This is a genomic window from Leyella stercorea, assembly GCF_019052365.1.
Taxonomy (GTDB): domain Bacteria; phylum Bacteroidota; class Bacteroidia; order Bacteroidales; family Bacteroidaceae; genus Prevotella.
Window position 1 is genome coordinate 1 of sequence record NZ_JAHQUY010000064.1, and the last position, 17256, is coordinate 17256.

The 17256-nt window shown below is 49.7% G+C and carries 14 protein-coding genes and 1 pseudogene; 9 read left to right on the forward strand and 6 right to left on the reverse strand.

Annotated features, from left to right (window positions below; translation table 11 throughout):
• Nucleotides 1–351: 351 nt before the first annotated feature.
• The gene (locus tag KTQ90_RS10340) at nt 352–1653 is read left to right on the forward strand and encodes a glycosyl hydrolase family 28-related protein (RefSeq protein WP_217318356.1); all 1302 of its coding nucleotides are present in this window, start codon (nt 352–354) and stop codon (nt 1651–1653) included.
• Between the two features lie 321 nt (nt 1654–1974).
• Here KTQ90_RS10340 and aroC read toward each other — a convergent pair whose 3' ends face one another.
• From aroC to KTQ90_RS10355, 3 genes are all read right to left on the reverse strand, one after another.
• Nucleotides 1975–3051 (reverse strand): chorismate synthase, encoded by a 1077-nt coding sequence (gene aroC, locus KTQ90_RS10345; protein WP_217318357.1) that lies wholly within the window; start codon nt 3049–3051, stop codon nt 1975–1977.
• Between the two features lie 45 nt (nt 3052–3096).
• Entirely contained in the window at nt 3097–3732 is a 636-nt protein-coding gene (locus tag KTQ90_RS10350) for an FKBP-type peptidyl-prolyl cis-trans isomerase (RefSeq protein WP_217318358.1), read from the reverse strand.
• A gap of 202 nt (nt 3733–3934) precedes the next feature.
• Nucleotides 3935–4972 (reverse strand): alcohol dehydrogenase, encoded by a 1038-nt coding sequence (locus KTQ90_RS10355; protein ID WP_217318359.1) that lies wholly within the window; start codon nt 4970–4972, stop codon nt 3935–3937.
• Between the two features lie 121 nt (nt 4973–5093).
• On the opposite strand from KTQ90_RS10355, the gene KTQ90_RS10360 reads away from it, so the two are divergent.
• The 5 genes from KTQ90_RS10360 (at nt 5094) to KTQ90_RS10380 (ending at nt 9405) form a co-directional block, all read left to right on the forward strand.
• Nucleotides 5094–5906, forward strand: coding sequence for a M48 family metallopeptidase (locus KTQ90_RS10360; protein ID WP_022158244.1), 813 nt, complete (start codon nt 5094–5096; stop codon nt 5904–5906).
• A 91-nt stretch (nt 5907–5997) separates the two neighbouring features.
• Nucleotides 5998–6447, forward strand: coding sequence for an NfeD family protein (locus tag KTQ90_RS10365; RefSeq protein ID WP_217318360.1), 450 nt, complete (start codon nt 5998–6000; stop codon nt 6445–6447).
• A 31-nt stretch (nt 6448–6478) separates the two neighbouring features.
• Nucleotides 6479–7438, forward strand: a complete 960-nt coding sequence (locus KTQ90_RS10370) for an SPFH domain-containing protein (protein ID WP_022158242.1) — start codon at nt 6479–6481, stop codon at nt 7436–7438.
• 27 nt (nt 7439–7465) lie between these two features.
• On the forward strand, nt 7466–8572 hold the full coding sequence (locus KTQ90_RS10375; protein ID WP_217318361.1) for a UDP-N-acetyl glucosamine 2-epimerase: 1107 nt from the start codon (nt 7466–7468) through the stop codon (nt 8570–8572).
• Between the two features lie 125 nt (nt 8573–8697).
• Nucleotides 8698–9405, forward strand: coding sequence for an SIMPL domain-containing protein (locus KTQ90_RS10380; RefSeq protein WP_217318362.1), 708 nt, complete (start codon nt 8698–8700; stop codon nt 9403–9405).
• Nucleotides 9406–9414: 9 nt separating this feature from the next.
• Here KTQ90_RS10380 and KTQ90_RS10385 read toward each other — a convergent pair whose 3' ends face one another.
• Entirely contained in the window at nt 9415–11247 is a 1833-nt protein-coding gene (locus tag KTQ90_RS10385) for an SLC13 family permease (RefSeq protein ID WP_217318363.1), read from the reverse strand.
• Between the two features lie 754 nt (nt 11248–12001).
• On the opposite strand from KTQ90_RS10385, the gene KTQ90_RS10390 reads away from it, so the two are divergent.
• Nucleotides 12002–14329 (forward strand): outer membrane beta-barrel family protein, encoded by a 2328-nt coding sequence (locus KTQ90_RS10390; RefSeq protein ID WP_217318364.1) that lies wholly within the window; start codon nt 12002–12004, stop codon nt 14327–14329.
• 89 nt (nt 14330–14418) lie between these two features.
• A complete protein-coding gene (locus KTQ90_RS10395) occupies nt 14419–14973 on the forward strand; it encodes a hypothetical protein (protein ID WP_217318365.1) in 555 nt (184 codons plus the stop codon).
• Nucleotides 14974–14979: 6 nt separating this feature from the next.
• Here KTQ90_RS10395 and KTQ90_RS10400 read toward each other — a convergent pair whose 3' ends face one another.
• The gene (locus KTQ90_RS10400; RefSeq protein WP_217318366.1) at nt 14980–15738 is read right to left on the reverse strand and encodes a helix-turn-helix transcriptional regulator; all 759 of its coding nucleotides are present in this window, start codon (nt 15736–15738) and stop codon (nt 14980–14982) included.
• 159 nt (nt 15739–15897) lie between these two features.
• Here KTQ90_RS10400 and KTQ90_RS10405 point away from each other — a divergent pair, with 159 nt between their 5' ends.
• Nucleotides 15898–16884 (forward strand): hypothetical protein, encoded by a 987-nt coding sequence (locus KTQ90_RS10405; protein ID WP_217318367.1) that lies wholly within the window; start codon nt 15898–15900, stop codon nt 16882–16884.
• 160 nt (nt 16885–17044) lie between these two features.
• On the opposite strand, the pseudogene KTQ90_RS10410 reads toward KTQ90_RS10405, so the two are convergent.
• Nucleotides 17045–17256 (reverse strand): annotated as a pseudogene (locus KTQ90_RS10410) (hypothetical protein); the annotation flags it as partial.

Genomic DNA, 17256 nt, shown 5'->3' on the forward strand with positions numbered 1-17256 from the left:
ACCTGCAACCTTCTGATCCGTAGTCAGATGCTCTATTCAGTTGAGCTACGGAGCCATTGTTTAAAGCTTTAAGCGTTGTTCCTTAAAAGCGAGTGCAAAGGTAGTGGTTTCTTTTGTAACCACCAAATGTTTTCATGACTTTTTTCAAGAAAAACTCAAAAAAGTTGATTTTTCTGCATTAAAACTCGTTTTTGAGGCTGTTTTTGCAAGATTTTCGTATCTTTACACGCTGTTTAGCGGCAATGACACCTATCTGATGAATGGCGCTAACTATGTCGTAAGAGCGTAAATCTATAAAAAAAAGTACGTGTATCTATATAAAATAATGTATAACCTAAAGAATTGATAAGTATGATTAGTTTTATTTTATCTGTTGTGGTGAGCATTGCGTCGTTTGGCGCAGTGAGCAACAACGAGTCTGTGAACAATGCTGAGGCGATAAACCGCGCCATAGAGCATTGTGCAGAGCAGGGTGGAGGCCGTGTGGTGGTGCCGTGCGGCGAGTACAGCACGGGCTCGGTCTATCTGAAGTCGGGTGTGACGCTCTTTCTTGAGCAGGGCGCTGTGTTGAAAGGCGTGCAGGACATAAACGCCTACGCCTCGCTGCAGACTACGCTTGACCTCTCGCGCTATGAGAGCGGTCAGGGCACGGTCAATTACAACTCGGCTACCGACTCGCAGTGGTCTAAGGCGATGGTGTTCGCTGTAGGCGTGAGCGATGCAGGTATAGAGGGCAAGGGCTGCATCGACGGTGCCGACGTGCGCAATCCGCTTGGCGAGGAGCACATGCGCGGTCCGCACACCATACTGATGGCTGGCTGCAAGCGCATGACATTCGACGGATTCAGCGTGAAGCGCTCCGCCAACTATGCTTTTCTGGGCTACCAGATAGAAAAGTCGCAGTTTCATAATCTATATATAGAAGGTGGATGGGACGGCATACACATCCGTGGAGCGAAGCGTGTGGAGATATCGCGCTGCGAGATGCACACCGGCGACGACGCCATTGCGGGCGGCTATTGGGAGCGCATGAGCATCAACCACAACGTGCTCAACTCCTCGTGCAACGGCATACGTATGATAATGCCGTCGGTACAGCTTGACATCACCGACAACGAGATATACGGACCTGGCAAGTTCGAACACATCACCTCGCACCACACACGCTCAGGGGCGGCTATCAATCTTGAACCTGGCGGATGGGGTAAGGCGCCTGGACGCATGGACAAGATACGCATACTGCGCAACAAGGTGGCTTGTGTGCTTACGCCGCTCTGCGTCACGCTTAGCGACGATAACACTATGGGCAGTCTGCTCGTGGAGGATATGCAGGCGCGTGGCGTCACACGCATGGCGCTCTCGGTGAAGAGTTGGGGCAAGGCGCCAACCGATTGTGTGGTGATGCGCCGTTGCGATATGGAGTTCGACGGCATCGACGACCCCAATTTGCCTGCATGGTTCGAGAACCGTCCTACAGACCAGTGGCCCGTATTCCCGGTTTGGGGCATGTACTTCCGCAATGTGAAGAACGTAGACGTGAAGGACGTGAAGCTCACCGTGAGAGGAAAAGAGTATCGCGAGGCATGGACTGTGGACAATGTGGAGAAGCACAATCTGGACCGTGTGCAGGTGTCTAAAGACTGTGCGCATTAATATTTACCGCGCCGTGGTAACATCATTACCGCAATGCGGTTACGTTGTTACAGCACTTCGGTAACATTGTTACCACGAAGCTGTAACAACCATTCAAAACAAAAGAAATATACGTTAAGCCATAAAAACAAAAATTGAGGGCAGCCAATAGACCGCCCTCAACCAACACAAAAACTAAACTAGACTTAACTAAGTTAATTAAAGACTTTCGCAAGCCCTCAATTACTGGTTGCAAATATAACGAATATTTCCGTTATACACGCAATATTGTGATTAAAAATATCTTAACGAGATTGAAATTTTTGTGAAAACGCAAGTTTCTTACAAAAATGTATGCTTATTCAACATAATATAATCCAAGATTACCATTGCAGTCATCGCTTCTACGATAGGCACAGCGCGCGGAACAACACATGGGTCGTGGCGTCCGTGAGCCTGCAAAATGGCCGAATTGCCAGTAGAATCGACGGTTTTCTGCTCCTGCAGTATGGTTGCAGTCGGTTTGAACGCCGTGCGGAAGTATATGTCTTCGCCGTTGCTTATTCCGCCTTGTATGCCCCCGCTATGGTTGGTTGAAGTGTGTATGTTTCCGCCCTCCGCAACGAACGCATCGTTCTGTCGGCTGCCGCGCGATGTGGCGCAGCTGAATCCCTCGCCGTATTCGAATCCCTTGGCTGCGTTGATGCTTAGCATGGCAGCGCCAAGCATGGCGTGCAGCTTACCGAATTCTGGTTCGCCTATTCCCTTTGGACAGTTCTTCACCACGCACGTCACTACGCCACCGATGGTGTCGCCTTCCGCCTTCACCTCACTTATAAGCTGCTCCATGCGCTGTGCGGCGATAGGGTCTGGGCAGCGAACGGGGTTGCGTTCTGTTTCGGCAAAGTCGTACTTAGTGTAGTCGCGGTCGAGAGCCACGTCGCCCACCTGTGAGGTGTATGCGTTTATGCTCACTCCAAGCTGGCGTAGCGCCAGTTTTGCAAGTGCTCCGCCCACACAACGGCTGATAGTGATGCGTGCCGACGAGCGTCCGCCGCCACGATAGTCGCGTATGCCGTATTTTGCGGCGTATGTATAGTCGGCGTGCGATGGTCTGTAGAGGTCGCGCAAGTTGTCGTAGTCGGCAGAACGCTGGTTCGTGTTGCGCACAATGAAGCCTATAGGACAGCCCGTCGACTTGCCCTCGAACACGCCGCTGAGCAGTTCCACTTGGTCCTGCTCGTTGCGTTGAGTCGTAATGTGGCTTTGACCAGGCCGGCGGCGGCTCAGTTCGCTCTGTATGAACTCCATGTCGATGTCAATGCCCGCAGGCATTCCGTCGACAACGCCGCCGATAGCCTCGCCATGACTCTCGCCGAATGTGGTGAGAGTGAAAAGCGTTCCGAATGTGTTGCGCATATTTGCTTTCAGTTAGTTCTTCAATCTGCGAGATGCAGACTGTTTTTAGTTGTGGTGTCCGCAGCAACCACCCTTGTGCTCGTGGCTTCCGCAGCAACCGCCTTCGTGGTCGTGATGTCCGCAACCACCCTCATGGTGTCCGCATCCGCCTTCGCAACCGCCGCAGTCGCCTCCGCAACCGCCACCATTCATGTGGCTGAGCATAGTCTTAATCTCGTCCATTGTAGCCTCGCGGTTCTCGATGATGTAGCCCTTGAAGTTGAGCTTCTTACCAGCGAGCGGATGGTTGAGGTCGATTTTCACAGAAGCGTCGCCGATTTCGAGCACTGTGCCGATGAAGAAGTTGCCGTCCTCGTTCTTCAACGGAATCTGAGCACCCTTGAAGATGTTCTTGCTGTCGAACTGTCCGTCTACGGTGAACATTTCCTTGTTGAGGTCGATGACGCGCTTCGGTTCATACTCGCCGAAAGCCTGTTCCTTCTCAAGCTCGAAGTCGAACTTCTCGCCGAGTTTAAGATTTTCAAGACGCTCCTCAAGAGCGTCGAGAGCTGCATCGAAGCCAGTGATGAACACGAATGGCTGTTCCTGTGTTGTTTCCTCTACGAGTGTGCGCTCTCCGTTGTCGCTGATTGTGAAGAGCTGATACTGTGCTGCGATGAGCTTGTTTGTCTTATTTTCCATTATTTTTTTGTTATTATTTATTTCGTTTAATTTTGCAAAGTTAGTGCAAATCGAGTGCAATGAAGCTTGTTTCAATTGCCGAGATGCCGCCTAACTTCTGCAAAGTTAGTGCAAATCGAGCGCATTACAAAATAATGCCTACTATTTTATGCTTTATGGCAGGTTGCGTTAGCGTTTAGAAGCCATACTTTAAGTCACGCCGTTAGTCGTTGTATATAGCCACTTTTATTACGCCGTCCTCCTTGTTCTCGAACAGGCTGTAGGCTTCGGCTATTCTGCTCAGCGGAAAGCGGTGCGTGATGAGCGGTGTGGTGTCAATCTTTCCCTCTTCTATGAGCTGCAGCACCTCCTCGCAGTCGCATCCGTCTACGCCGCCCGTCTTGAACGTGAGGTTCTTGCCGTACATGTCGGGCAGAGGCAGAGTCTGCGCCTCGTCGTAGAGCGCCACCACTGTGACAATGGCGTTAGGACGTGCTGTGCGCCATGCCAGCTGGAAGGTGTCTTTGCCACCAGCCACCTCAAGAACTCGGTCGGCGCAGCCGTGGTCGCTGTTGTTCTTCACGAAGTCTTCGCATTCGTCGGGCGTTGTGAGCAGCACATTAGGGTAGTGTTGCTTCACGAAGTTGCGGCGCTCTTCCGATTGCTCGCAGACAATAATGCGCTTCGGCTGCTTTAGCATCACGCAGAGTAGGGTGCAGATGCCGGTAGGACCAGCTCCGATGATGAGCACCGTGTCCTCCTCGGTTATCTCGCTTATGCGTGTAGCCCAGAAACCCGTAGCAAGTACGTCGCCCACGAACAGAGCCTGCTCGTCTGAAACACTGTCAGGAATGCGGTTGAGACCTTGTTCTGCCAGCGGCACACGCACATATTCGGTCTGTCCGCCGTCTATGCGACAGCCTAAAGCCCATCCGCCGTGCGGCGAAATGCAGTTGTTCACGTATCCGTGCTTGCAGTAGAAGCACTCGCCGCAGAAAGTCTCGACGTTAACCGTCACGCGGTCGCCCACACTGACGCCTTTCACTTCAGAGCCAAGCTCCTCCACTATGCCCACCATCTCGTGTCCTACGGTGATACCGGGCACGGCTCTCGGCACGCTTCCGTGCTTTATGTGCAGGTCGCTCGAGCAGATGCTGCCCAATGTGACGCGTACAATGGCGTCCGTAGGCTCGATGATTGTTGGTTTAGGCTTGTCAATCAAGGCAAACTCACCTTTATTAATATATGTATATGCTTTCATTTGTTTTAGTGTTATCTATGCAAAGGTACAAATAAACTTTCATTTGTTCTATATTTTTTGTTTTCGTTTGCTTTTTCACTAAAAAATATTACTTTTGCACGACTAAAAAACACATAATGGTATGAAAGCATTAAAGTTTATAGCAGTAGCTCTTATAACTACGCTTTTGGTATCGTGCGGCGTAACGCGCACAGTGCCTATTACAGGACGTAAACAGACTATCATGGTGAGCGACGAGCAGGTGCTCAGCCTTAGTTCTCAGGAGTATGCCAACTACATGAAGACGGCAAAGCTGTCTACCAATCGCACCAACACCGCAATGGTTAAGCGTGTGGGTCAGCGTCTTGCGTCAGCCGTTGAGGCATATCTGAAAGCCAACGGACTTGCAAGCGACGTGAAGCAGTACAGCTGGGAGTTCAACCTCGTGCAGGACAAGTCGGCTAATGCCTTCTGCATGCCTGGCGGAAAGATCGTTGTTTACGAAGGATTGCTGCCTTACACACGCAACGAAGCCTCGCTCGCCATCGTTCTCGGACATGAGATAGCACACGCTGTGGCTCGCCATTCGGCAGAGCAGATGAGCAAGGAGCTGCGCAACTCATACGGCGTGCAGATTCTCGGCAAGGTGCTGAATGCATCGGGTGTAGACACGGGCGTATCGCAGTTGGCGCAGATTGTAGCTCAGAAAGGTTTGCAGTTCCGCAGCCTGAAGTATTCGCGCGACCACGAGACTGAAGCCGACCGCATGGGTCTAATCTTCGCAGCCATGGCTGGCTACGACCCGAATGTAGCTATTAGCTTTTGGGAGCGTATGTCGCAGGGCAACAACAACACCAACGACATGTTCAGCGACCACCCGTCCGACGCAAAGCGTATCGCTGCTATAAAGAAAGACATGCCCGAAGCGCTGACCTATTATAAGAAGTCGAAGTAGTTTTTTTACTATATGCAATAAAAAACGGCGAAATCTCTTTAAGGTTTCGCCGTTTTTGTGTAATTTTACAACAAATATAAAACAAAAGCGTATGATAGATTATCTTGTACAGAATCTTTGGACTCTTTGGGCAGTGCTTGCAATGGTGTGTCTTGTTATGGAAATGTCTTCCGGCGACTTCTACATCACGTGCTTCGGCATCGGAGCGGTGTGCTCGCTCGTCGTCTCGTTGTTTGCAGTGCCGTTCTGGGCGCAGGTGACGATCTTCGCCGTCTTCTCCGTGTTGTCTATTTACTGCATACGTCCGCATCTTGTGAAGATGCTCGATGCCAACGGCGGGCACCGCAAGAGCAATGCCGACGCTATCATCGGCAGAGTGGGCAAGGTGACTGAAACCATCAAGGCTGGCGACTACGGACGCATGAAGCTCGACGGTGACGACTGGAAGGCTGAGTCTGACGAGACCGAAGACCTGCCCGTAGGCACGAAGGTGCGCATCGTAGGCAGAGAGAGCATCATCGTGAAAGTGGAAAAAGCATAAACTTAATTTCAATAACTCAAAATTTATTATTATGGAATTCATGACAATCTTCCTTACAGCACTTGTTGTGCTTGCTGTAGTCTTTGTTAAGATGGCAGTTGTTATTATCCCGCAAAGTGAGACAAAAATCATAGAACGTCTTGGCAGATACTACGCAACGCTCAGTCCGGGTGTGAACATCATCATACCGTTCATCGACCGTGCGAAAGCTATTGTCGTTAGTGTACGCGGTCGCTACGGCTACTCTACAACCATCGACCTCCGCGAGCAGGTGTACGACTTCGACAAGCAGAACGTAATCACGAAGGATAACATCCAGATGCAGATCAATGCGTTGCTCTACTTCCAGATTGTAGACCCGTTCAAGGCTGTTTACGAGATTGACAACCTCCCGAATGCTATCGAGAAGCTCACACAGACAACACTGCGTAACATCATCGGCGAACTGGAACTCGACCAGACACTCACCTCGCGTGACACAATCAACACCAAGCTTCGCGCCGTTCTTGACGAGGCTACAGACAAGTGGGGCATCAAGGTGAACCGCGTGGAGCTGCAGGACATCATTCCGCCGTCGAGCGTGCTTCAGGCTATGGAGAAGCAGATGCAGGCTGAGCGCAACAAGCGTGCGGCTATCCTCACATCCGAGGGCGAGAAGCAGTCGCAGATTCTGCAGTCGGAGGGCGAGAAAGCGTCTACCATCAACCGCGCTGAGGCTGCCAAGCAGCAGGAGATTCTGCGTGCCGAGGGCGAGGCTCAGGCTCGCATACGCAAGGCCGAGGCTGAAGCGATAGCCATCGAGAAGATCACGGAGGCTGTAGGCAAGAGCACCAACCCTGCCAACTATCTGCTCGCACAGAAGTACATCAATATGATGGAGGAACTTGCTCAGGGCGACAAGACAAAGACCGTCTTCCTGCCGTTTGAGGCTACGAACATGCTGGGCAGTCTTGGTGGAATAAAGGAATTGTTTAAGGAAACTGAAAAATAAAGATTAAAAGAAAAACAGAAGAAGAATATGAACATTTGTATATTTGTTGGCGCACGTCCCAACTTCATTAAGATTGCCCCAATCGTTCGTGCCATTGACAAGGCTAAGGCTGAAGGTAAGGAGATAGGTAGCAGTCTGGTTTACGCAGGTCGTGAGGACGACCCTACACTCGAGCCGTCGCTCTTCGACGACCTTCAGATCGGTCGCCCCGACGTATGCCTTGGTGTCGACTGCGTTAACCTCAACGAGCTTACGGGTCAGGTTATGTCTGCCTTCGAGCGCTATCTTCAGGAGCATTCTACTGATGTCGTTATCGTTGTTGACGACCTCGCTTCTACAATGGCTGCTGCCATCGTCACAAAGAAGCAGGGCATTCTGCTGGCTCATCTCGTAGCAGGCACACGCTCGTTCGACATCTCTATGCCGAAGGAGATCAACCGCCTCGTCATCGACGGTCTCTCCGACCTGCTCTTCACGGCTGGCATTGGCGGCAACAGCGCTGCTACACGCGAGGGCGCCGAGTCGTCGAAGATATACATGGTGGGCAATATTCTTATGGACACACTGCGCTTCAACCACCAGCGCTTCGAGCGTCCGGCTGTGATGGACGAACTGGGCCTCGCAGAGAAGAAGTACATCGTCTTCACGCTCAACCGCAAGGCTATCATCGGTAACGACGACGAGCTGCGCGCGCTTCTTGTGAGCATGATGTCGCACGTAGGCGATGTTCCTGTTGTGGCTCCGTTGCGCAAGCTTGCTGCCGACGCCGTTAAGCGCATCGTAAACGAGAATCCGCTGCTCTTCGAGAAGCTGCATATCGTGGCTCCGCTCGACTATCTGCACTTCGGCTACCTCACAGCCAATGCTCTCGGTATCGTCACCGACTCGGGCAATGTGGCTGAGGAGGCTACGTTCAACACCGTGCCTTGCATCACGCTCAACAGCTATACCGAGCATATCGAGACCGTAAAGGTTGGTTCGAACGTGCTTGTAGGCGAAGACCCCGTACAGCTTGGCGAGGAGATGGCGCGCATGGTAGACGGCGAGTGGAAGCATTGCGGCATACCTGAGCGTTGGGATGGTCGTTCGGCTGAGCGCATCGTGCAGACACTGATGGAGTGCGCAGCTAAGTAATTAGCGGAAGGAGGCTACGGCATTCTTGCCGTAGCCATTGCAATAATCTGTGTTTCAGATTTTAAAGCCTACGACAGGAATGACGTAGGCTTCTATATACATTACTCCTATAAAACCCCTTTCTTATGAACAATTACAAATCTATCTGGTGCGCAGCGCTCATTGCGCTCAGCATCGTCACCCTCGGCTTCAACATAAAGGGTGGCATCGACAACTTCGCCAACAAAGACCGCAAAGTGTCTGTAAAGGGATTAGCTGAGAAAGAAGTGGACGCCGATAAGGTGACATGGCCTATCGTGTCGAAAGAACTCGGCAACGACCTGCCCGAGCTTTATAAGCGTCTTGGCGATACTCAGCAGAAGATAAAGCATTTTCTAACAGCCAACGGCGTGAAGTCCGACGAGATAAGCGTTAATGCGCCGAGCGTAATCGACCTCAACGCTGACCAGTACAGCAACAACCAGCGCACATATCGCTACAACATCACATCGGTCATCACCGTTACTTCGCGCAACGTGAAACTCGTGCGCTCCATCATAGCCCGTCAGGGCGAACTGCTTAAGGAGGGCGTGGCTATCGTCGACGGCGGCTACGAGAATCAGGTGAAGTACGAGTATGTGTCGTTCAAGCAGATGAAGCCGAAAATGATGGAAGAGGCTATAGCCAACGCCGAGAAGACAGCCGCACAGTTTGCCAAGAACTCCAAGAGCAAGCTCAACAAGATTGTCTCTGCCGACCAGGGCCAGTTCTCTATCGAAGACCGCGACCAGAGCACGCCTTATGTAAAGAAGGTGCGCGTCGTGACGACCATTGTCTACTCTTTGAAAGACTAAAAAACGCCGTTAGAACGGGAAGATGAGCGGCAGCACACCGATCATCACCAGTCCAATTATTATCTGCAACGGCAGACCCACCTTTATATAGTCCATGAAGCTGTAACCGCCTGCCTGCATAACGAGCGCATTAGGCGGAGTAGAGAACGGCGAGGCGAAGCACATGCTTGCGCCGAGCGTCACGGCGAAGAGCATAGGGTAGGGACTTACGCCGATAGCCATAGCCGAAGTGAGCGCTATCGGCGACATGAGCACCGCCGTAGCCGTGTTGCTTATGAACATCGTAAGGCACGAGGTGGTGAAGTAGACGCCCGCAAGCAGAGCGTACGGACTCGCCTCGCCGAGGTTGTCGGCAAGCAGGCGCGCCACCATGCTCGACGCTCCCGTCTTCTCCAGCGCCACCGACATGGGCAGCATCGCCGCAATCAGCACAATACTCTCCCAGTTTATCGTCTTGTAGGCAGCCTCCACGCTGCGCAGACATCCGGTTATCACCATGAGCAGACCGGCAATCATCACCGCCGTAACCGGCGCTACGGGTATGAAGTCGAACACCATCATCGCTATCATCATCAGCATGATAGCCGCCGCCAGCGGAGCCTTGTAGTCGAGCGTCACATGTGCCGCCTCCTCCAGCGGCTGACCGATCACCACGATGCCCTCCGCCTCGTTAGCTATGCGTGCGATGTTCTTCCAGCGGCCCTGAATGAGCAGAATGTCGCCCTCGCGCAGCTTCAGGTCGGCGAGGTTGTCGGTTATGTAGTCGCCGCCGCGCTGCACGCCCAGCACGTTCACGTTGTACATGCGTCGCACGCCCGAGTCTTTTATCGACTTGCCGCAGAGGCGCGCCGAGTGCATCAGCACCACCTCCGCAATGCCGATGTCGTAGATGGTGAGGTTCTGCGACGATGCAGCGTTCAGCTTCAAGTCCTCAGCCAGACGTGCCGCCGACTCCTTGTTGCCGCTTATATATATAATGTCGCCAGCCGTCAGCATCGTGTTCGGACCCGCCAACTTCTGCTCCACATCCTTCATGAGGCGCGTGTGCGACTTCTTTATGCGTCTCACTTCGAGCACGGTCAGACCGTAGCGGTGGTGAATGTCCAGTTCTGCCAGCGTCTTGTCCGCCGCCAGCGACCCGCTCTCCACGGTGAACACCGAGAGATTGTCCGCCAGCTGATATTCCTCCATCAGCTTGCTCAGCGTCTTTCTTCTGCTTTTCTTGCTGCCCTCCTTCTTCTCGTTGCCCGAGAGGAAGCGCTTGCTCAGCGGCAGCAGCACTACGATGCCCACGATGATGCAGACAACGCCCACGGGCAGAAAGCTGAAGAACTTGAGCGGTTCGTAGCCTGCCTCGGTCAGCGCTTCCTGAATAACAAGGTTGGGCGGCGTACCGATGAGCGTGAGCATACCGCCCATGCTGCTTGCGAAGGCGAGCGGCATAAGCAGACGGCTCGCCTTTATGCCGCCCTTCTGCGCCAGACTCACCACGATAGGCATCATCAGCGCCACCGTGCCCGTGTTGCTTACGAACGCTCCGATGACAGCCGTCACCACCATCAGCAACAGAAACAGACGAAGCTCGTTGCCGTCAGCCAGCGTCATTAGCTTGCCACTCGCTTTCTTAGCCAGTCCAGTCTGCACAATAGCACCGCCCACGACGAAGAGTCCGACCATCATTATCACCACCGAATTAGAGAAACCCGACAGCGCCTCCTGCGGCGTGAGTATTCCGGTGAGCAATAGGGCGACGAGGGCGCAGAGCGCAACGAGGTCGGAGCGAACTTTGCCCATAGCGAAAAACACAGCTGAGATAGCGAGAATAACAAGCGTTGTTATCATAGAATTTGTTTTGTTTGTAAATGAATGATTTTGTTTCTTAAAAATGTTTAGTCAAAGTTACAAAAAATCAGTGAAACCGCCAATTTCTTGTCGCAGCTATTACGATTTGATTAAAATTATTTTGAAAAAGTAACAAAAAGTTCAAAAAATATTGCATTTTTCAAAAATAAGTGCTATCTTCGCAATATGAAATACGAGGATGTTGTCTCGCGTCCCGTAAGTAGATTGTTAACGACTGTGTAGAGACAGCAGTCAGAATAGGAGGTCTTATGATGAAGAGTGTAAAAAGAGCTTATGATTTCGAATCGTTTGAGCTTGACAACGTCTATAACGACGACGAGAATCGTTATCCACGTGATAATACCTCCATTTGGTACAATTAAATAGGTTGTGCGTACATCCATAAGGATGCAATTCATAATGGAGAATTAGTAATTAACATTAACAGAACATTTAGCGAAGCCTTGACCTTTTGCGGGTCAAGGCTTCGCTATTATTATATAGCTTGGTTTTTGTTTGCCAAGCACTTATTATTCAACATAAACTTTTATAGAATATAGAATAGAAATAGGTGGATTCTTTCGTAAAATGACTTTTTCAAATGGGCTTATGCATGGATTTTTGTTTTCACATACACAAAAGTGTAATTTTTTAGCCACCCATCTCTGAAATACACTTTTGTGTCAAAGGCTTTTTTCATTCAAATTATACTTTTGCAGCAGAAAAATAAATGAAGCAACCAAAAAGTAGCAATATGAAGGAAAAGGTAATTTTTACTACAGCGTTGTGCCTCTCGACTATGACGCAGATGATGGCGCAGAATATCACAGGTAAGGTGATGAATACTAAGGGCGAGCCTTTGGCGTTTGCCAATGTAGTATTATTGAATAGAACAGATTCGGCTTTCGTTAAGGGCGCTGTGAGTGGAGAGGATGGCAGCTTTGTCATCGACTCTTACTGCAACGGCGGAATCATCAAGGTGACATCCGTAGGCTATAAGACTATCTGCAAGGATTGCGAGGGCGAGAATGTGGGCATTATCAAGATGGAAGAGGATAGTGAGACGCTCGGCGAAGTAGTCGTGAAATCATCTCTGCCTAAGACTATCCTGAAGCATGGCGGAATGACGACAATCGTTGCCGGATCCGTACTTGAGAAGGCAGGAACAATGGAGCACCTGCTCGACCGCATACCTAAAGTGTCTGCCCAGAATGGCAGCATCAAGGTCTTCGGACGTGGTGAGCCTGTTATCTATATCAATGGACGACAGATGAGAAACCGAAGCGAGCTGGACCGTTTGCAGTCCGATAATATCAAATCTGTAGAAGTAATCACTAACCCTGGCGCCCGTTACGCAGCCAGCACCAGGGCGGTCATCCGTATCACAACGAAGAAGATACTGGGCGATGGCTTCGGGTTTGACGCCTCAACCACAGGTGAATATGATGAGAAGAAAAACTTCGATGGATTTGGTCAATTGAATATGAGCTATCGCAAGAATGGCTTGGATTTGGGCGCATACGCCTTTGGAGCAAAGCAGTACCAGCCAAACAATCAAGACTTACAGCAGAATACTTATCTTGACAAGACCTGGAAACAGAAGAGTGAAAACAGACAAGTAGGTATGGTAGAAGCCATGAACTTTCGTCTGGATGCCAGCTACCAGTTGGATGCCAATAATTCCATCGGTGCCAACTTTGGCTTTCTGAGAAATCCGAAACAGACCTGCGATGCCAACATGACTACTGGTATATGGCAAGACGAAGATCAGACAGAAAGCTCTGACAGCCACGCTAATTTCTTCGAGCAGAAGAGCACGCTTTCAAGCAATGTTTACTATGTCGGAAAGATTGGCAAGCTCGGCATCGACTTCAATGCCGACTGGCTTTGGTCGAAGAATAACGAGGACGTTGTTACCAAAGAGCAATATCAGGAGGTTGGGATGGACGCACAGAGCCAGACGGTTCATAGCCTTACTGATAAGAAATATCGTTTGTTGGCTTCCAAGTTGGTGCTTTCCTATCCTTTGTTGGGTGGTGAGTTATCTTTGGGTGGTGAATATTCCAACACGCATCGCACATCCAAGTATCAGGTTGTGCCAACCAACTTCGTGTCGGATGACGACAGTCGTATTACAGAAAGTATGACTTCTTCATTCTTGACCTATTCAAGAGATTTCGGAAACGTGAGCATGGAGGCAGGACTGAGATACGAGTACATCGACTTCAACTACTATGAATATGGCAAGTATGTGCCTGGGCAAAGCAAGTCGTACGGCAATTGGTTCCCATCCATCAGTTTGTCGATGCCTGTAGGCAAGGTACAGATGCAGCTGAGCTATGCTACCGACATCGACCGCCCTTCCTATCATTACTTGCGCAGTGGCATACAGTATGACAACCGCTACACGTATGAAACGGGAAATCCATTCTTAGTGTCTGAGATAAGCAAAAACCTCAACTACGAGTTGGCCTACAAATGGTTGACTTTCGACATGACCTACAGCCATACTTCGCATACGATGATGTCGAATGTGGAGACTTATAAAGACAATCCTGCAATAGGACTGCTTAAGCCTGTGAATGGAAAGGCATATAATCATGTAGATGCTTCCGTCAACTTACGCCCTTCGTTTGGCATTTGGTATCCTTCATTTACGGCATCTTTGGTAAAACAGTGGCTTGATATGGATGCTCATAATGGCAAAATATCCAACAAACCTATGGCTGTATTCAACTTTAACAACACCTTCAACACCAAGTTGGCAATGTTAACGTGGATGATGACGTATACCACAAAAGGATATGGAAGAAATATATATTCGTATAAGCCAAGATTTTGTACCAATGTATCTGTATATAAGGCTTTCTTGAAGGATCGTTTGTCGTTCCAGCTCTTTGTCTATGATTTGTTTGGAACAGACGACATCCACATGAGTGCGCATTATGGCAAAATGAAGGAGCTGATTAGTGATATACAGTCAACCAGCAAAGTGTCGCTTACTGTACGATATAAGTTCAACACTACAAGAAGCAAGTATAAGGGTACGGGTGCAGGAGAAAGTCAGAAGAACAGAATGTAATCTGTCTGCAGCATCCGGTAATGGTGTAATGACAATAAATCTCTCTTTAAATGAACAATCCAATAAAACTGTTGATCAGTGGCGCAGACATGGGAAGCTTGATAGCTTCCTGTGCCTTGCGCCATGACTTCCATGAAAGCCCTCGGCAGGAAGATAGATTTCAAATCTATCGCATAGAAAAGGATACGCTGACCGTGGAAGATGTGGATGCATGCCCCTTGTCGGGCATTCGGTATGCGGTGAATGCAACCTTGCATGACAACGAAGCCTCTTTCGCTTTCGATGAGAAATGCAAGGAGCAGGGCATTACAGTTATCCATGCCGTCAATCTTGGCAAGGCTGCCTTTCTCGCTGTAGAGAAACCGAAAGGCTATCCATTCAGCGAAGTAGTGAAAAAATGTTCGGATGATTTCTGTTGCTCATTAGGCAAGTATATCTCGCAGTATGGTATGTTCTGGCAGATACCTGTGCCTTGGGTGGATGAAGCCATCAGGCATTATTCTGAGGAGTCTTTCCCACAACTGGGCATCGGGGCATATATTGCCGCCGGCTATTGTGCCAACATTCTCGCAAACCTTGCGGAAGGCAAGGATGTGAAATACTTCCCGAAGTTCTATCTCTCGCCATTGTTGGAAGAGATATGATTCTGATTATATCATCTGATAGTTAGTGGCATGAAACAGCGCTTCGGCAATGTTCTTCACGCCCATTTTAGCGAAAAGGTTGCGCTTGCAAGCCTTTATCGTGTCAACCGACTTGCACAGTCGGTCGGCAATATCATTCATCGTGTAACCTTGGGCAGACAATCTCAATACTTCTCTCTCTGTCTCGCTCAAGGTTATGCCTTCTTTCTTTTCCCACTTGTGGCGCGAGGTGGAATATTCATAATAGTCGCGCTCGCCATTCTTCTGCATGATGATATGTCCCGGCTCATCGGTAGCTGCCAAAGATACGGTGCAGAGGGCAAGCCATATTCTTCCGTCTTCGGAAAGAAGTATCGGAGTGAGGTGATGATGAATCAATCGGCTATGCTTGCCATTGGTAAGATGAAAGTCGTACGAGATGGTATAGTCAAGTCGGTCGCCTACGGGCAGTTCGTTGAAAAGGTCGAATCCCTTCTTGTTTACTTCGAGCAGCATCTGCAGGTCGGCATCCGGCACATGGTCTATATACATCTGATAGCCTGCCTCCATCAACTGCTCGGGTTCCAATCCGCAGAGATAAGCGAGGTTGTCTGACGCATAGATGAAGTCCTGATGAAAATAGTCGATGATATAGACGCACTGGTAGGTGCTGCGGGCAAAAGCCTTTGTCGCATTCACCAACAGTTCTATCTTGTCGTAATCCTCCTTGCTGATATGGTTCACCTCATTGGAATGGAGGAAGAAATCGTGTTTTTCTTTATTCATTAGCTATTCTGAATATTTGGCTACAAAAATACGTCTTTTTCTGCAATTACGATTCTGCCACATTATCTAATTACAGAAAATTAACCGTGTCAGTTGAGGTGAAAAGTTCGTAAATAACTCATTTTAAGCTATAGTCAAAGGCTATCGAACAACTCCGACATGTTGGAAGTGGACACAGCTGGCGAAGACTCGGTGGTGAATGTGGTGGCCTACTTCTGCAAGGGCGACACCTGCGAATACTGGATATATGAGAATGAGTGGAAGGTGGACGGCAAGGACACGGTGAAGACGCTCGACATATCCACCCAGGTGCGCCTCGTGGTAAACGATTCCACCAGCAAGGGCTATAAGATGAGCTACACCTTCCTGGACGTAAAGGCCGATTCGGTGGGCGACAACTTCCGGGACAAGATGATGGCCATGATAGCGGAGCGCACCGCCAAGAGCGTGATAGGCACCACCATCAACTTTGAGACCGATGAATACGGTCGCATCACCAAGATTACCAATCTCTCGCAAATCAAGAAGCAGGCAAAGGCTCTCTTCAAGGCGAGTATGAAGGACATCGCCGCCATGCCAATCATGCAGGAAATGAAGAAGGCGATAGGTCTTGACTTCATGAAGATAGGCAACCAGGCTAACACCGACGAGGTGGTGGAGGGCTACCTGGAGGAGCTGAAACTGCTCTTCGCCTGCCACGGAAGCCAATATGCCGTGGGCGAGCATCACGAGCACGAGGATGCCACCAAGGATAGCTACGCCAACGACACTTATATCAATGCCAGCCTAGAAAATAATGGCAACTACACAATCTCCTGCGAGGTGGTCAGCGTGATACCAAAGGAGACCATGAAGGAGGTGATGGGCGGACTGATGGGTGCCATCACGGAAGGACTGAAGGGCAAGAAGACCGAGGACGGCAAGGATCATGATGGCGACATCAAGGACTTGGACGACGAGTTTAAGAAGGAGATAGACAAGGCAGTTGACCAAGATGTCCAGACCTCGGAGTATCTCAGTGTGACCTGCTTCGAGGATGGCTGGCCTAGCAGCGTGTTGAAGCAAAATAAGACTGTGATGGCTGGCCGTGGCAAGCTGAAGCAGAAACTCATCGAGGCTTGCCGATTCGCACAGCGCGAGAAATGATGAACTATTTCGACCTGTACAGATTGAAAGTTTTCTAACTGTACGGTTGAAACGGGCTGAAAGCCCAAAAGCTCTTAGCACTTTGTACTGAGGAAGAAAGCATAGGGTACTGTACAATTCCATGAAAACGTAAATTCGTTTCCACGGAATTGTACTTTTGTTATTTTATCGTATCTCCATAATCAGTTACCTCTTCTTCCTGTAAATATAAGCATATTACATTAAGATAATCTACAATTTCCTTGTGTGTTAAATTTAACTTTTTAATACAAGAGCAGAATTCCATAATAACACCTTCTGGATTATAGTCCCCTCGGCTATTAAAGATGAAAATTTTCTCTCTCTTATAGACAAAAATTTGTCTTGGAAAAT

Coding starts and splice junctions, on each gene's coding strand:
- KTQ90_RS10340 (WP_217318356.1), top strand. CDS start 352: ATGATTAGTTTTATTTTATCTGTTGTGGTGAGCATTGCGTCGTTTGGC.
- aroC (WP_217318357.1), bottom strand. CDS start 3,051: ATGCGCAACACATTCGGAACGCTTTTCACTCTCACCACATTCGGCGAG.
- KTQ90_RS10350 (WP_217318358.1), bottom strand. CDS start 3,732: ATGGAAAATAAGACAAACAAGCTCATCGCAGCACAGTATCAGCTCTTC.
- KTQ90_RS10355 (WP_217318359.1), bottom strand. CDS start 4,972: ATGAAAGCATATACATATATTAATAAAGGTGAGTTTGCCTTGATTGAC.
- KTQ90_RS10360 (WP_022158244.1), top strand. CDS start 5,094: ATGAAAGCATTAAAGTTTATAGCAGTAGCTCTTATAACTACGCTTTTG.
- KTQ90_RS10365 (WP_217318360.1), top strand. CDS start 5,998: ATGATAGATTATCTTGTACAGAATCTTTGGACTCTTTGGGCAGTGCTT.
- KTQ90_RS10370 (WP_022158242.1), top strand. CDS start 6,479: ATGGAATTCATGACAATCTTCCTTACAGCACTTGTTGTGCTTGCTGTA.
- KTQ90_RS10375 (WP_217318361.1), top strand. CDS start 7,466: ATGAACATTTGTATATTTGTTGGCGCACGTCCCAACTTCATTAAGATT.
- KTQ90_RS10380 (WP_217318362.1), top strand. CDS start 8,698: ATGAACAATTACAAATCTATCTGGTGCGCAGCGCTCATTGCGCTCAGC.
- KTQ90_RS10385 (WP_217318363.1), bottom strand. CDS start 11,247: ATGATAACAACGCTTGTTATTCTCGCTATCTCAGCTGTGTTTTTCGCT.
- KTQ90_RS10390 (WP_217318364.1), top strand. CDS start 12,002: ATGAAGGAAAAGGTAATTTTTACTACAGCGTTGTGCCTCTCGACTATG.
- KTQ90_RS10395 (WP_217318365.1), top strand. CDS start 14,419: ATGGGAAGCTTGATAGCTTCCTGTGCCTTGCGCCATGACTTCCATGAA.
- KTQ90_RS10400 (WP_217318366.1), bottom strand. CDS start 15,738: ATGAATAAAGAAAAACACGATTTCTTCCTCCATTCCAATGAGGTGAAC.
- KTQ90_RS10405 (WP_217318367.1), top strand. CDS start 15,898: ATGTTGGAAGTGGACACAGCTGGCGAAGACTCGGTGGTGAATGTGGTG.